This window comes from Pseudomonas sp. 22490 (assembly GCF_052044465.1).
GTDB classification, from domain to species: domain Bacteria; phylum Pseudomonadota; class Gammaproteobacteria; order Pseudomonadales; family Pseudomonadaceae; genus Pseudomonas; species Pseudomonas aeruginosa.
Map to the genome: position 1 here is coordinate 1 of NZ_JBQENS010000011.1, position 14,531 is coordinate 14,531.

The following is a 14,531-nucleotide window of genomic DNA, read 5'->3' on the forward strand; positions in this document are numbered from 1 at the left end:
AGAACACCGTCTGGATCTTGATCCCCGCCACCAGCGCGTTGTCGACCTCGTCGACCCCGCCCGGCTGCTTGATGTACTGCAGGTTCGGCCGCACCGTCAGCCAGTCGGTCACATGCACCCCGTAGTACAGCTCGGCGTTGTACTCGGTGTCCTGCAGCGGCTGGTACAGCGGGTTGTCGTAGTCGTCGATGCCGTTCACCTGGTTCACCAGGCGCTGGCGCTTCTTCACATCGTCGTTGACATGGATGCGCGCGATGCCCAGGCCGATGTCGTCCTTCGGCCGCGCGTCGAACGGACCCTTGTAGACCACCCCGAGCTGCTGGTAGTTGTCCACCACGTTGGTCGCCTTGTCGTGGACCGTCAGGTTGGCGAACAGGCTCAACCCGCGCGAGGCATCGCCGTTGTGCGAAGTGACCTGCTGCTGCGCCACCACCCACCAGCCATGCTTGCTGCCGCGCGACTTGAAGTCGTTGCCGGTCAGCCCCTGCGGCTGGCCGTCGACGTCGTCGTAGACGTCATCGGCCTTCGCCGTGCTGTAGTAGTAACCCAGCCGGTACTCGCCCGGCAGTTGCTCGGCGCCGACCTTCGGCTGCCAGATCAGCTCCACCGGCAGCAACGCGCCCTTGGTCCCGCTGCCGCTCATCTTGAAGCCGTTGCCGGTCTCCAGGTTCGACGGGTTCTGCTCGTAGGCGCCGACCTGCACGTACCAGTCCGGCGCGAAGTTGTACTTCACCCGCAACGCCCACTGGCTGACCGGCCAGTTGTACCAGATGCTCCCCGCCCAGTTGCCCACCTGCGAGCCGCAGAAGGCCAGGTTCTGGAAATCGCAGGGGAAGCTGTTGAAGTCCTCGCCCTCGCCGAAACGGCCGAATTTCACGTCCAGCGCGCCGTCGAAGTACTGCTGCTTGAGCCACAGCTGGGTCAGCCGCCAGGTCTGCCCGCGGCCCCAGACCTCCTGCACCGAGCTGATGTGCCCGGCACGCGGGTCGCCGATGCGGTCGTTGGAAAGGTTCTTGCCGTTGCGCTCGGTGACGGTGAACTGGAACTCGGTAGCCTTCCAGCCGAGGATCTTCTCCAGGTCCATGTGCACGCCCAGGGCGAACTGGTCGGTGTAGCGTCCGGTCTTGTCGTCGTCATAGCCGCCGTCGAGGTTGGCCGCCGCCTCGCCGACGTACTCCAGCTTGAAGTCGTAGCCCTTCTCCAGCAGCTCGGTGCGCTTGCCGCCCCAGTCGCCGAGCATCCATTTCGAGTTCGGGGAGAACGCCTCGGCGGCGTGCGCCGCGCTCCCCAAGCCCAGCGCTCCAAGGGCAAACAGGCAGCCAACGGTCCTGGCGGCCGGTCTGGTTTTCTTGTTCTTGTACATTTCCAGCGTCCTCGTGGTTGTGGTCTAGGCAGTACGAAAGGATTCAGGAGTTCTTCTGACGATTGCCGTTCAACGCGGTGACCTTCTCCGCTGCCGCGCCCGCCGTGCGCACGGCCACGCGCTCGCCGCTCTGCGCGTCGAACAGCAGGACCCGCGCGGGATCGAAGCGCAGGCTCATGCCGCTGCCCGCGGCCGGCGCGACGTCCGGCGCCAGGCGGCAACAGACCTTGACCTGGTTGACGGTGACGAAGACCAGGGTGTCCGGCCCGGTCGGTTCGAGCACCTCGACCTCGGTACGCAGGTCATGGGCAGCGCTGCCATCGCCCAGGGCGATCTGCTCCGGTCGTACGCCGAGGATCAGCTCGCGCCCCTCCTCCAGGCCGGGCTCCAGGCTCAGCGGCAGTTCGATACGGTCCTGGCCGCTATCGAGCAGGCCGGTCCAGCGTCCGTCCCGGCGCTGCAGGCGCAACGGAATGAAATTCATCGGCGGCGAACCGATGAAGCTGGCGACGAACAGGTTGGCCGGGTCGTTGTAGATCTGCTGCGGCGTGCCGAACTGCTGGATGACGCCGTCCTTCATCACCGCCACCTTGTCGCCGAGGGTCATGGCCTCGATCTGGTCGTGGGTGACATACACGGTCGTGGTCTTCAGCCGCTGGTGCATCAGCTTCAGCTCGGTGCGCATTTCCACCCGCAGCTTGGCATCGAGGTTGGACAGCGGCTCGTCGAACAGGTAGACCTTGGGCCGCCGCGCCAGCGCCCGGCCCATGGCCACCCGCTGCTGCTGGCCGCCGGAGAGCTGCGAGGGCTTGCGTTCGAGCAGGTGCTCGATCTGCAACAGCCGGGCCACCCGCGCCACCTCCTCGTCGATGGCGGCCTGGGGCATCTTGCGGATCTTCAGGCCGAAGGCGATGTTCTCGCGCACGCTCATGGTCGGGTACAGGGCGTAGGACTGGAAGACCATGGCGATGTCGCGGTCCTTGGGGCTCATGCCGCTGATGTCCTGGCCGTCCACCAGGATCGCACCGCCGGTGATGCTCTCCAGCCCGGCGATGCAGTTCATCAGGGTCGACTTGCCGCAACCCGAGGGCCCGACGAGGATCAGGAATTCGCCGGAGTCGATCTTCAGCCGGATGTCCCTGAGGGTATCGGCCAGGCCGCTGCCGTAGCTCTTGTGCAGGTTGCGCAGTTCGAGGGTTGCCATGTTTCGTTCGTCTCCGGGGTCAGCGACCCGTCTCAGCCTTTCACGGCGCCGGCGGTGAGGCCGCGCACGAAGTACTTGCCGGCCAGTACGTAGACCACCAGCGTGGGCAGCGCGGCGATCATCGCCGCGGCCATGTCGACGTTGTATTCCTTGACCCCGGTGGTGATGTTCACCAGGTTGTTCAGGGCCACGGTGATCGGTTGCGAATCGCCGCTGGCGAACACCACGCCGAACAGGAAGTCGTTCCAGATCTGGGTGAACTGCCAGATCAGGCAGACCATCACGATGGGCGTGGACATCGGTAGCAGGATGCGCAGGAAGATGGTGAAGAAGCCGGCGCCGTCCAGGCGCGCGGCCTTGACCAGGGCATCCGGGATCGCCACGAAATAGTTGCGGAAGAACAGCGTGGTGAAGGCCAGGCCGTAGATCACGTGGACCAGCACCAGGCCACTGGTGGTATTGGCCAGGCCGAGCTTGCCGAGGGTGAAGGACATCGGCAGGAGGATCACCTGGAACGGCAGGAAGCAGCCGAACAACAGCGCGCCGAAGAACAGCTGGGAACCGCGGAAGCGCCACATCGACAGCACGTAGCCGTTCAACGCGCCGATGAAGGTGGAGATCAGCACGCCGGGCACGGTGATCAGCACCGAGTTCCAGAAGAACGCGCCGACGCTGTCCCAGGCCTTGAGCCAGCCGATGACGGTGAAGGTGTCGGGCAGCGACAGCAGGTTGCCGGTGCGGATGTCGTCCGGCGTCTTGAAGCTGGTCAGCAGCATCACCAGCAGCGGCACCAGGTAAAGCGCGCAGGCGCCCCAGAGGGTCAGGTGCACGGCCAGGCGGCTGACGCTGAAGCTCGGGTTCAGGGACGCGTCACGCATGGCGCTTGCCTCGCAGTTCGGAATACAGGTAAGGCACCACGATCGCCAGTACAGCGCCGAGCATCAGCATCGCGCTCGCCGCGCCGAGCCCCATCTGGCCACGGGTGAAGGTATGCGCATACATGAACATCGCCGGCAGGTCGGAGGAATAACCCGGGCCGCCGGCGGTCATCGCCGCCACCAGGTCGAAGCTCTTGATCGCGATATGGGCGAGGATCATCAGCGCGCTGAAGAACACCGGGCGCAGGCTCGGCAGGACGATGCGCAGGTAGATGGTCGGCAGGCTCGCACCGTCGACCTGGGCGGCGCGCACGATGGCCGGGTCGACCCCGCGCAGGCCGGCGAGGAACAGCGCCATGACGAAGCCGGAGGCCTGCCACACGGCGGCGATCACCAGGCAGTAGACGACCCGCTCCGGGTCCACCAGCCAGTCGAAGCGGAAACCTTCCCATCCCCAGTCGCGGAGCAGCTTGTCCAGGCCCAGGCCCGGATTGAGCAGCCACTTCCAGGCGGTGCCGGTGACGATCATCGACAACGCCATGGGATACAGGTAGAGGGTGCGGATGAAGCCTTCGCGGCGGATGCGCTGGTCCAGCAGCACTGCGAGGAACACTCCGAGCACCAGGCAGATGGCGATGAACGAGCCGCCGAAGAGCAGCAGGTTCTTGCTCGCCACCCACCAGCGGTCGTTGTCCCACAGGCGCTGGTACTGGCTCAGCCCGGCCCACTTGTAGCTGGGCATGAAGCGCGAGTTGGTGAAGGACAGCAGCAGCGTCCAGCCAATGTAGCCATACATGCAGAACAGCACCACGACCACGCTTGGCGCCAGCACCAGCTTCGGCAGCCAGCCTTGCAGGCGATCGAGTGGCGAGACGCGACGAGGCGCTACCGGAGCCGTGGGATAGACAGGGGAATTGGTCGCCATGCGTTTTCTCGCGTGCGAAGGAACCCACCCGTGCCGCTCGGCGGCACGGAGCCAGTCGGGAGGATCGAGCGGAGCCCAGGCCGGGCTCCGCGCCAGGGACTTACTGCGCCGCCGCCTCGATGGCGGCCGCCAGTTGCTGGGCGGCCTTCTGCGGATCCGCGGCGGGGTCGTTGAAGAAGTTGGTCACCACGTCGAAGATCGCCCCCTGCACGTAGCTGGAAGCGGCCATGCTGTGGGCCATGCTCGGCACCAGGTTGCCGTCCTGGGAAGCCTGCTTGAAGTCCTTCATCGACTGCTGGGCGCAACTGTCGAACGGCGCCATGTCGGCGTCCAGGCGAACCGGGATGGAGCCCTTGTTGAGGTTGAAGTCCTTCTGGAAGGACGGGTCGAGCACGCTGCGCGCCAGGTCTTCCTGGGCCTTGCGGTTCTCCGCGTTGCTCAGCTTGAACATCACCAGCGAGTCGATGTTGTAGTCGAAGGCTTTCTGCGTGCCGGGGAACGGCAGGCACTGGTAGTCCTTGCCCGGCACCTTGCCGGCGGCGGTGAACTCGCTCTTCGCCCAGTCGCCCATGATCTGCATCCCGGCCTTGCCGTTGATCACCATCGCCGTGGCGGCGCTCCATTCGCGACCGGCGGCGTCGGCATCGACGTAGCCGCGGAGCTTCTTCAGCGCGGCGAACACCTCGACCATCTGCGCTCCGGTGAGGGTCGCCTTGTCCTGTTCGACGAAGGCCTTGCGATAGCCTTCCGGACCCATCTTGCTCAGCACCAGGTTCTCGAACACGGTGCCGTCCTGCCACGGTTGGCTGCCATGGGCCAGCGGCGTGAAACCGGCGGCCTTGAGCTTGTCGGCGGCGACGAACAGTTCGTCGAGGGTGGTCGGCGGGGTGGCGCCGGCCTTCTTGAACACTTCCGGGTTGATGTAGAGCCAGTTCACCCGGTGTACGTTGATCGGCACTGCTACGTAGTCGCCGTCGTACTTCATGATCTGCGCCACCTGCTTCGGCAGCAGGCTGTCCCACTTGCCTTCGGCGGCCACCGCGTTGAGGTCGGCGAGCAGGCCCAGTTCGCCCCACTCCTGGATATCCGGCCCCTTGATCTGCGCCGCGGCCGGCGGATTGCCGGACACCGCGCGGGTCTTCAGCACGGTCATCGCCGCCTCGCCGCCACCGCCGGCCACGGCGAAGTCCTTCCAGGTGTGGCCCTTGGCTTCGACCAGCTTCTTCAGGGTTTCGGCGGCGCGCTTCTCGCCGGCGGAGGTCCACCAGTGCAGCACTTCGACTTCGCCGGCCTGGGCCAGCAGCGGGGAGAGACAGAGGGAGGAAAGACAGATGACGGCAGAGAGGCGACGGATCGCATTCATGAGGAAAACCTTCTTCTTGTTATTCGGAGCAAGTCTGCGCTTGCAATGCTTCGAGTCTATTCAAGCGTTCCGCGTCGCGGGTAACGAAGCGATCCGGGTTTGTCACGGAGTGGTTACATTGGGATTGAGGCAGAGCAGGAAAATCTGGACTCGAACTCGGCAAGGCGGTTTCGCGACAGAAACCTCCTACAACACGAAAATGACCTCCAGCAGCACCTCCCTGCGCGGCAGCACCTTGTCGTTCCAGAAACGCAGTACCCTGGACCCCGGCTCTCCAGCCAGGCATCGGCCGGCGAACCCACATGCTGCCCACCATCCAGTTGGATCACCAGCATCCGCTCATGACAGACGAAATCGACGATGTACGGCCCGAGAACCTTCTGCCGACGAAACTTCAGCCCGAGCAATCGATGCCCGCGCAAACACTGCCATAGCGCCCGCTCCGCCTCTGTCTGCGGCTGCCGCAGAACACGGGAGAACCTCGTGCCTGCCCGCCTCGTTCAAGGGCCCGACAGGCCAGCCCATCACTCCAGCCCCAGGCGTGGCAAGCGCAGGCTGACCCGCAGGCCGCCCTCGCGACGGTTCTGCAAACTGACTTCGCCGCCATGGGTGTGCGCGATGTTGCGCGCAATGCCCAGGCCCAGCCCGTAGCCCTGCCCTCGCGGAGACAGGCGGAAGCGCGGCTCGAAGATCTGTTCCAGGCGCTGCTCGGGCACGCCGGGGCCGTCGTCGTCGACGTGCAGCACCACCGCTTCCGGCCCGTCCTCCAGGCTCAGGCGGGCGCGTTCGCCGTATTTCAGCGCATTGTCCAGCAGGTTGCCGATACAGCGCTTGAGCGCCAGGGGCTTGCCCGGATAAGGCTCCGCGGCGCGACCGACGACCTCCACCCGGCCATCGGCCAGGTAGGGCTCGGCGATGTGCTGGAGCAACAGGTTGAGGTCGACCGGCTCGACGTTCTCGTGGATATCGGTGTCCTTCACGCATTGCAGCGCGCCCTTCACCAGCAGTTCCAGCTCGTCCAGGTCGCGCCCGAACTTCTCCTGCAAGCGCTCGTCCTCGAGGAGTTCTACCCGCAGGCGCAGGCGGGTGATCGGCGTGCGCAAGTCATGGGAGATGGCGCTGAACAACTGTCCGCGCTCGTTCAGGTAGCGGTCGATGCGCTCGTGCATGGTGTTGAAGGCGCGCGCCACCTCCACCAGTTCGCTGGCGCCGCGTTCCTCCAGCGCTGCCGACGGACTGCCCAGGGCCAGGTCGCGGGCGGCGCGCGCCAGGCGCTTGAGCGGACGGCTCTGCCAATGCATCAGCAAACCGGTGAAAAGCAGCAGCAACAGGCTGGTGAAAACGATCGAGAGCACCTGCTGCGGTTGCAGTCCCTCGGGTTCCAGGCTGACGTACGGCGCCGGCATCAGGCTGGCGATGTACAGCCACTCGCTGTCGCCGATGCGGATCTGGGTCACCAGCACCGGCGGGTTCACCGGCTCCAGGGTCAGCGCGTAGTGCGCCCAGGAACGCGGCAGCTCGTCGAGCTTCAGCGCGCCGTTGAACAGGCGCAGCTCGTCGGGACTGACGAATTCGACCTGCAGCTCGACCTCCTTGCCCAGGCGTTGGTGCAACACGTCCTGGACGATCTCCAGCACCGCCTGCTTGTTCGGCGTGTCCGGCAGGGCACGCATCTCCAGCGGCCGGTCGTTCAGCGAGACGAAGAAGCGCGTACCGCCCATGCTGCGCAACTGGTCGAGCACCAGCGGACGGTAGCCGAGCGGCAGGGAACGGAAGTAGCTGACGCTGGCCGCCATCGAGTAGGCCAGGCTGCGCGAGCTGGTGAGCAGGCCCTCGCGCTGGCTGGAGCGCAGGTGCGACAGCCAGAACAGGCTGGAAAGCCCTTGCGCGACCAGCACCGCGAGCAGGGTCAGGAGCAGCATGCGCCCGAGCAGCGAGCGCGGCACCGGCGACCAGCGCCGCCGTTCGCTCATGGCTGCAGGTGCGGCCGCACCTGCGCCGCCAGCAGGTAGCCACTGCCGCGCACGGTCTGGATCAGCCGCGGCGCCTTGCCGGTGTCGCGCAGGCGCTGGCGCAGGCGGCTGACCGCCATGTCGACGATGCGCTCAAGCGGCAGCACCTCGCGGCCGCGGGTGGCGTTGGCGATGGTGTCGCGGTCGAGGATCTGCTGCGGATGGTCGAGGAACAGCTTGAGCAGGGCGAAATCCGCGCCGCTGAGGAAGAACTCCTCGCCGTCCTCGTGGAACAGTCGGTGGCTGACCGTGTCCAGCCGCCAGTCCTCGAAAGCCAGTACGTCGCCACCGCGCACCTGGGTGAACTGCGCGCGGCGCAGCAGGGCCTTGATCCGCGCCAGCAGCTCGCGCGGGCTGAACGGCTTGCCCAGGTAGTCGTCGGCGCCCAGTTCCAGGCCGATCACCCGGTCGGCCTCGTCGGAACTGGCGGTGAGCATGATGATCGGCATGCAGGCCAGGCGCTGGTGGGAGCGAATCCAGCGACAGAGGCTGAAGCCGTCCTCGTCCGGCAGCATCACGTCGAGGATCGCCAGGCTCGCCTCCTCCTCGCACAGCGCCTGGCGGAAGTCGGCGCCCCGCGAGACGCTGCGGACCTGGAAGCCGGCGCGGCTCAGGTAGGTCTCCAGCAATTCGCGGATTTCCTGGTCATCGTCCACCAGCAGGATCGATCGTCCGTTCGCGCTCACGAGGCTCCTCCTTATGCGGTTGCTCGACGCCGACTCAACCCTCGGCGTCCAGGGCCTGCTGCAGGGCGACTCCGGCGCCGAGCAGGCCCGGATGTTCGGCGGTCATGACCCACACCGGTACGTCCTGCAGGTAAGCGCCGCTAGTCTTGCCACGGCTGGCGAAGGCCTCGGCGAAGCCGCTGGCGATGAAACGCTCGAGGAAACGCGGGACGATGCCGCCGGTAATGTAGACGCCACCGAGCGCGCCGACGGTGAGCACCGCGTTGCCGGCGACCCGCGCCAGCCACAGGAAGAAGTGCTCCAGCACGGCGTCCGCCTGGGCGTCGCCGGCCATGGCCAGGGCACCGACTTCCGCCGCACTGCTCGCGCGTACGGCGACCCCGTCCAGGGCACAGCTGATTTCATAGAGGGCGAGCAGGCCGTTGCCGGACAGTGCGCGCTCGGCGGAGACATGTCCGTAGCGCGCCTGCAGGCCCTGCCAGAGCGCGAAGTCGCGCGGCGAAGTGACCGGCAGGTCGACGTGCCCGCCCTCGCAGGGCAGCACTTCCCAACGTCCCCCGCCCAGCGGCAGCAGGCTGCCGACGCCAAGGCCGGTGCCGGGACCGATGATCAGCCGGGCGCGATCCGCCTGGGCACTGCCGGCGCGGACCTGCACCAGCTCGTCCGCACCTAGCCGCGAGGCGGCCCAGGCCATGGTGCTGAAGTCGTTGACCAGCAGCAGGTGATCCAGCCCCAGCTCCTCGCGGAACGCGGCACGATTGATCACCCAGTGGTTGTTGGTGAAACGGAAATCGGCCGCCCCGACCGGACCGGCGCAGGCCAGGCAGACCGAGTCGATGTTCGCCACCGATTCGCCGATCCGCGCCAGGTAGTCGCGCACGGCCAGTTCAGGCCGCGGGTAGTCGGCGCAGGCGAGCACCTCGATGGATTCCAGGCGCTGCCCGCGCCAGAGCGCGAAACGCGCATTGGTGCCGCCGATATCGCCGACCAGGCCGAGGCCGCCGGCGCTTCTCTTGTTGTCGTTATTCATCGTCGTTGAACCGCAATGCCCCGCGCCAGGGCGGGACGGTCGGCAGATGTTGCCGGAGAGACAGCCGCCAGCCAAGCGCCGGCGGATATCGACCTATCAGAATCAGCGCCAGCCGTTGAGGCTCTCGGTAAAGCTGCAGGCGCCCTCTTCCGCGCTGCTCATGGCGTTGCGCATGAAGGCGAACAGCTCGCGGCCGCAACCGAGATTGCCGTCCTGCGGCGCCGGCTCCAGGCTGCGCGCCTGCCATTCGGCGTCGTCGACCAGCACCCGCAACTCGCCGTTCACCCCATCCACCCGCACCCGGTCGCCGTCGCGCAGGCGCGCCAGCGGACCGCCGGCGATGGCTTCCGGACTCACATGGATGGCCGCGGGCACCTTGCCCGACGCCCCGGACATGCGCCCGTCGGTGACCAGCGCCACCTTGAAGCCACGATCCTGCAGGACCCCGAGGAACGGCGTGAGCTTGTGCAGCTCCGGCATGCCGTTCGCCCGCGGGCCCTGGAAACGCACCACGGCGACCAGGTCGCGCTCCAGCTCGCCGGCCTTGAAGGCCGCGGCCAGGCTGGCCTGGTCGTGGAAGATCCGTACCGGCGCCTCGACCACCTGGTGTTCCGGCGCCACCGCCGAGACCTTCATCACGCCGCGACCGAGGTTGCCCTCCATCAGGCGCAAGCCGCCTTCGGCGGAGAACGGCTTGTCCAGCGGACGCAGGATGGCTTCGTCGAGACTCCGTTCCGGCCCTTCGCGCCAGACCAGCCGGCCATCCTCGAGGAACGGCTCGCGGGTGTAGCGGCGCAGGCCGGGGCCGGCGACGGTCTGTACGTCCTCGTGAAGCAGCCCGCCGTCGAGCAGTTGGCGGATCAGGAAGGACATGCCGCCGGCCGCCTGGAAGTGGTTGATGTCGGCCTGGCCGTTCGGATAGATGCGCGCCAGGGTCGGCACCACATGGGACAGCTCGGACATGTCCTGCCAGGTCAACTGGATGCCCGCCGCCTGGGCGATCGCCAGCAGGTGCAGGGTGTGGTTGGTCGAGCCGCCGGTGGCGAGCAGCGCCACCACCGAGTTGACGATGGCCTTCTCGTCGACGATCTCCGCCATCGGCACGTAGTTGCCGTTCTCGGGGGTCAGCCGGCTGGCCTGGCGTGCCGCTTCGCGGGTGAGTTCGTCGCGCAGGGGGGTGTTCGGGTTGACGAAGGAGGCACCGGGCAAGTGCAGGCCCATCACCTCCACCAGCAACTGGTTGGTATTGGCGGTGCCATAGAAGGTGCAGGTGCCGGGTGCATGGTAGGAGGCCATTTCCGAGGCCAGCAGCTCTTCGCGAGTGGCCTTGCCCTCGGCGAACAGTTGGCGCACCGCGGCCTTTTCCTTGTTGGAGATGCCGGTCGGCATCGGCCCGGCCGGGACGAACACGGTGGGCAGGTGGCCGAAGCGCAGCGAGCCGATCAGCAGGCCCGGCACGATCTTGTCGCAAACACCCAGGCACAGCGCTGCATCGAACATGTTGTGAGACAGCGCGATGGCGGTGGACATGGCGATCACGTCGCGGCTGGCCAGCGACAGTTCCATGCCCGGCTCGCCCTGGGTCACCCCGTCGCACATGGCCGGCACGCCGCCGGCGAACTGGCCGACCGAACCGATCTCGTGCAGCGCCTGCTTGATCAGCCCCGGAAAGCGCTCGAACGGCTGGTGCGCCGAGAGCATGTCGTTGTAGGCGGAAACGATGGCCACGTTGGCCTGGTTCATCAGCCGCAGGGTCTGCTTGTCGCTTTCGCCACAGGCCGCGACCCCGTGGGCGAGGTTGCCGCACGGCAGGGTGCCGCGGTGCGGCCCCTTGCTGGCCGCCGCCCGGACCATCTCGAGATAGCGCTGGCGAGTGGCCGCGCTACGGGCCTGGATGCGGCGGGTGACTTCGAGCACACGAGGGTGCATGGCAGATTCTCCTACAGACTATCAATTGTTGTTTTTACAACATAATCATCGGTTGAAGGATGTTTACTTTTCTTTCTGGACGAAATGTAATGGTTTTTACCACAACAATAGAAAAGAGACGACCTCATTATGACTATCCGCCTGGCCATCAACGGCTTCGGTCGCATCGGCCGAAACGTTCTTCGCGCCCTGTATACCGGCCACTACCGCGAACAGTTGCAGGTAGTGGCGATCAATGACCTCGGCGACGCCGCGGTCAACGCCCACCTGTTCCAGTACGACAGCGTCCATGGACGCTTTCCCGGCGAGGTCGAGCACGATGCCGAAAGCCTGCGGGTGATGGGCGACCGCATCGCCGTCAGCGCCATCCGCAACCCGGCGGAACTGCCCTGGAAGAGCCTCGGCGTGGACATCGTGCTCGAGTGCACGGGGCTCTTCACCAGCCGCGACAAAGCCGCTGCCCACCTGCAGGCCGGCGCCGGCAAGGTGCTGATCTCGGCGCCCGGCAAGGACGTCGACGCCACCGTGGTCTACGGCGTCAACCACGAGGTGCTGCGCGCCTCCCATCGGATCGTCTCGAACGCCTCCTGCACCACCAACTGCCTGGCACCGGTGGCCCAGGTGCTGCATCGCGAGCTGGGCATCGAGCACGGCCTGATGACCACCATCCATGCCTACACCAACGACCAGAACCTCTCCGACGTGTACCACCCGGACCTGTACCGCGCACGTTCGGCGACCCAGTCGATGATCCCCACCAAGACCGGCGCCGCCGAGGCGGTCGGCCTGGTCCTGCCGGAACTCGCCGGCAAGCTTACCGGGCTGGCGGTGCGGGTGCCGGTGATCAACGTGTCGCTGGTCGATCTCACCGTGCAGGTGGCCCGGGATACCAGCGTAGACGAGGTCAACCGCCTGCTGCGCGAGGCCAGCGAGGGCTCTCCGGTGCTCGGCTACAACACCCAGCCGCTGGTGTCGGTGGATTTCAATCACGACCCGCGCTCGTCGATCTTCGACGCCAACCACACCAAGGTCAGCGGCCGGCTGGTCAAGGCGATGGCCTGGTACGACAACGAGTGGGGCTTCTCCAACCGCATGCTGGACAGCGCCCTGGCGCTGGCCGCCGCCCGCGACTGACGCGCCTCAGCGGAACTTGCGCCGACCGCGCGCCTGCAACGCCAGCAGGCGCAGGTCGGCCTCGGCGAGGATCAGTCGCTGCTCGGCCTTGTCCGCGCGCTTCCAGGCACGGATTTCCTGGCGCGTACGCCCGCAGCCACGGCACACGTCGGCATCGAACTCACAGATATTGATGCAAGGACTTTTCAAGCGTTCCCCCTTTTTCGGCGCGGACCGCAACCGGTCCTCGCCCGTCACTTCACGACAGGCGGCGGGCCGGCGTCCAGGAGGGAATGACTATCGGGCCGATCGAGCGGCCCGCGGTCACTCGGCCTCGGCGTCGCGCAGGCTTTCGTAGGCAGGCGCGGCATAGATGCCGGCCTCGACGCAGAGCGCCATGACCCGCGGCAGGTCCTGGGTATAGACCAGCACCGCCTGCAACTCGTCGTCCAGCGGCTCGCTGAAATCCACCAGCACGTAACCGCCCTTTTCCGGATACATGCTGCTCAGTTGCACCTGGATACGGTTGAGGGCGACCAGCGGCTCGGTCTTGAGCAACTGCTTCGGCTTGATGTTGAACGCCACGTCCTTGCCGAAGGAGGCGACGATCCGGGCGAACAGCTCGGCATAGGTGTCGGCCTGGAACAGCACGATATCCGGCAGGCTACCGACCACCACCCACTCGCCGAGCGGGATCGGGAAACTGTCGTCGTAGTTGATGTCCGGGTTGGCGGCGAGGAACCCTGCCGGATCGGCGTAGGCCTGGGCCGCCTCGTCGGCGATCCGCCGGATCTCCTCGGCGCCCATGCAGCCGGTGCTGATGAGGGTGATCAGTTCGTTCAGGGTCTCTTTCATGGGGAGTTCCAGGGTCGATGAAACGGAGCGGGCCGGCCTCGCCGGCGCGGCCGGATGAATTCTACAGGGTGGAACGACGGTCAGCGGCGCGGCCAGTCGTCGTCGGCGTCCAGTGCCTCGCGCTCCTCGCGCATGGCCTCCGCCAGGGCGCGCTCTTCGTCATCGGGATCGGCGCCCGCGACAGCCTCCGCGACGGCAGGCTCGACGGCTTGCTCCGCGACCACGGGAATCGGCCCAGCCGCTGGCTCGGCGGACTCGTCGCCCTGCTCCGAGGGCTCCGGAGGGTCGAGCAGGTCGTCGAAGTCGGTCTTCAGGCCCTGCTCCATCTCGTCCAGTTCCAGCAGCAGGCTGCGGAAGCTGGTTTCCTCGCGCGGCTTCTCCGGCTCGCCGGCCTCCCCCTCGATCTCCTCGAGGCTTTCCCCGGCCTCGGCGATGGCGCGATCGGCCAGGGCCTGGATCGAGGCAGGAATCGCATCCTCGTCGAGATCGTCGCGCGGCGGCTGCGCCGCGGGCGCCACTTCGACCGGCGGTTCCGGCTCGGGCTCCATCTCGCGCAGCGCCGACAGCGGCGGCAGCTCGTCGAGGCTCTTCAGGTTGAAATAATCGAGGAACGCCTTGGTAGTCGCCAGCATCGCCGGGCGCCCCGGCACCTCGCGGTAGCCAACGATGCGGATCCACTCCCGCTCCATCAGCGTCTTGACGATCTGGGTGTTCACCGCCACGCCGCGGATCTCCTCGATCTCGCCACGGGTGATCGGCTGGCGGTAGGCGATCAGCACCAGGGTTTCCAGCAGCGCGCGCGAATAGCGCTGCGGACGCTCCTCCCAGAGGCGCCCGACCCACGGCGAGAAACGCTCGCGAATCTGCAGGCGATACCCGGACGCGACTTCCTTCAGTTCGAAGGAGCGCCCTGCGCAGGACAGTGCCAGGATCGCCAGGGCGTCGCGGAACTGCCCCGGCTCCGGCCGCTCTGCCTCGTCGAACAGCTCAGCCAGGCGTTCCAGCGACAGCGGCTTGCCGGCCGCGAGGAGGATGCCTTCGAGCAGGGTGGCGAGTTCGTGGGGATCGGACAGGTTCATCGTCGCAACGGATACCGGAGCCAGGAAGAGGGAAAGATAGCGGAATCGGGCATGCAGCTTAACAGGCTACGGCAGGGAGCGAAGCCGGAAGCTC

Annotated in this window: 14 protein-coding genes; 1 reads left to right on the top strand and 13 read right to left on the bottom strand. The window is 66.7% G+C overall.

The genetic code is table 11. The features are described from left to right. The 10 genes from ACTJJX_RS14030 to edd form a co-directional block, all read right to left on the bottom strand. Window positions 1–1,363 (bottom strand): carbohydrate porin OprB (locus tag ACTJJX_RS14030; RefSeq protein WP_003116413.1); only part of this gene is annotated, 1,363 nt, incomplete at its 3' end. 43 nt (window positions 1,364–1,406) lie between these two features. Beyond that, window positions 1,407–2,567 (bottom strand): ABC transporter ATP-binding protein, encoded by a 1,161-nt coding sequence (locus ACTJJX_RS14035; RefSeq protein WP_003452792.1) that lies wholly within the window; start codon window positions 2,565–2,567, stop codon window positions 1,407–1,409. A 32-nt stretch (window positions 2,568–2,599) separates the two neighbouring features. Beyond that, entirely contained in the window at window positions 2,600–3,445 is an 846-nt protein-coding gene (locus ACTJJX_RS14040) for a carbohydrate ABC transporter permease (RefSeq protein ID WP_003091470.1), read from the bottom strand. Next, window positions 3,438–4,370: a carbohydrate ABC transporter permease gene (locus ACTJJX_RS14045; RefSeq protein WP_003091471.1), complete on the bottom strand. Its 933-nt coding sequence runs from the start codon at window positions 4,368–4,370 to the stop codon at window positions 3,438–3,440. The genes ACTJJX_RS14040 and ACTJJX_RS14045 overlap by 8 nt, the downstream gene beginning before the upstream one ends. 100 nt (window positions 4,371–4,470) lie before the next feature. Then, the gene (locus ACTJJX_RS14050; protein WP_003091472.1) at window positions 4,471–5,733 is read right to left on the bottom strand and encodes an ABC transporter substrate-binding protein; all 1,263 of its coding nucleotides are present in this window, start codon (window positions 5,731–5,733) and stop codon (window positions 4,471–4,473) included. A gap of 113 nt (window positions 5,734–5,846) precedes the next feature. Next, complete coding sequence (locus ACTJJX_RS14055) at window positions 5,847–6,200, bottom strand: endonuclease domain-containing protein (protein WP_305954361.1); 354 nt, start codon at window positions 6,198–6,200, stop codon at window positions 5,847–5,849. A 57-nt stretch (window positions 6,201–6,257) separates the two neighbouring features. Further along, window positions 6,258–7,679, bottom strand: coding sequence for a two-component system sensor histidine kinase GtrS (gene gtrS, locus ACTJJX_RS14060; protein ID WP_003130488.1), 1,422 nt, complete (start codon window positions 7,677–7,679; stop codon window positions 6,258–6,260). A 23-nt stretch (window positions 7,680–7,702) separates the two neighbouring features. After that, complete coding sequence (gene gltR / locus ACTJJX_RS14065; RefSeq protein ID WP_003091475.1) at window positions 7,703–8,431, bottom strand: two-component system response regulator GltR; 729 nt, start codon at window positions 8,429–8,431, stop codon at window positions 7,703–7,705. Window positions 8,432–8,465: 34 nt separating this feature from the next. Then, entirely contained in the window at window positions 8,466–9,461 is a 996-nt protein-coding gene (locus ACTJJX_RS14070) for a glucokinase (protein ID WP_003114838.1), read from the bottom strand. Window positions 9,462–9,563: 102 nt separating this feature from the next. Further along, on the bottom strand, window positions 9,564–11,390 hold the full coding sequence (gene edd / locus ACTJJX_RS14075; RefSeq protein WP_003091478.1) for a phosphogluconate dehydratase: 1,827 nt from the start codon (window positions 11,388–11,390) through the stop codon (window positions 9,564–9,566). A 129-nt stretch (window positions 11,391–11,519) separates the two neighbouring features. On the opposite strand from edd, the gene gap reads away from it, so the two are divergent. Beyond that, on the top strand, window positions 11,520–12,524 hold the full coding sequence (gene gap / locus ACTJJX_RS14080) for a type I glyceraldehyde-3-phosphate dehydrogenase (protein ID WP_003091480.1): 1,005 nt from the start codon (window positions 11,520–11,522) through the stop codon (window positions 12,522–12,524). A 6-nt stretch (window positions 12,525–12,530) separates the two neighbouring features. Here gap and ACTJJX_RS14085 read toward each other — a convergent pair whose 3' ends face one another. From ACTJJX_RS14085 to scpB, 3 genes are all read right to left on the bottom strand, one after another. Next, on the bottom strand, window positions 12,531–12,713 hold the full coding sequence (locus ACTJJX_RS14085) for a DUF1289 domain-containing protein (RefSeq protein WP_003091481.1): 183 nt from the start codon (window positions 12,711–12,713) through the stop codon (window positions 12,531–12,533). 114 nt (window positions 12,714–12,827) lie between these two features. Next, on the bottom strand, window positions 12,828–13,358 hold the full coding sequence (locus ACTJJX_RS14090; protein WP_003114836.1) for a hypothetical protein: 531 nt from the start codon (window positions 13,356–13,358) through the stop codon (window positions 12,828–12,830). Window positions 13,359–13,438: 80 nt separating this feature from the next. Next, window positions 13,439–14,437 carry an SMC-Scp complex subunit ScpB gene (scpB, locus tag ACTJJX_RS14095; RefSeq protein WP_003114835.1) on the bottom strand — a complete coding sequence of 333 codons (999 nt, stop codon included), beginning with the start codon at window positions 14,435–14,437 and terminating at the stop codon, window positions 13,439–13,441. Window positions 14,438–14,531: the final 94 nt, after the last annotated feature.

Excerpts from the sequence above, each read along its gene's own strand:
- ACTJJX_RS14035 (WP_003452792.1), bottom strand. The coding sequence starts at position 2,567 with ATGGCAACCCTCGAACTGCGCAACCTGCACAAGAGCTACGGCAGCGGC.
- ACTJJX_RS14040 (WP_003091470.1), bottom strand. The coding sequence starts at position 3,445 with ATGCGTGACGCGTCCCTGAACCCGAGCTTCAGCGTCAGCCGCCTGGCC.
- ACTJJX_RS14045 (WP_003091471.1), bottom strand. The coding sequence starts at position 4,370 with ATGGCGACCAATTCCCCTGTCTATCCCACGGCTCCGGTAGCGCCTCGT.
- ACTJJX_RS14050 (WP_003091472.1), bottom strand. The coding sequence starts at position 5,733 with ATGAATGCGATCCGTCGCCTCTCTGCCGTCATCTGTCTTTCCTCCCTC.
- ACTJJX_RS14070 (WP_003114838.1), bottom strand. The coding sequence starts at position 9,461 with ATGAATAACGACAACAAGAGAAGCGCCGGCGGCCTCGGCCTGGTCGGC.
- edd (WP_003091478.1), bottom strand. The coding sequence starts at position 11,390 with ATGCACCCTCGTGTGCTCGAAGTCACCCGCCGCATCCAGGCCCGTAGC.
- gap (WP_003091480.1), top strand. The coding sequence starts at position 11,520 with ATGACTATCCGCCTGGCCATCAACGGCTTCGGTCGCATCGGCCGAAAC.
- ACTJJX_RS14090 (WP_003114836.1), bottom strand. The coding sequence starts at position 13,358 with ATGAAAGAGACCCTGAACGAACTGATCACCCTCATCAGCACCGGCTGC.
- scpB (WP_003114835.1), bottom strand. The coding sequence starts at position 14,437 with ATGAACCTGTCCGATCCCCACGAACTCGCCACCCTGCTCGAAGGCATC.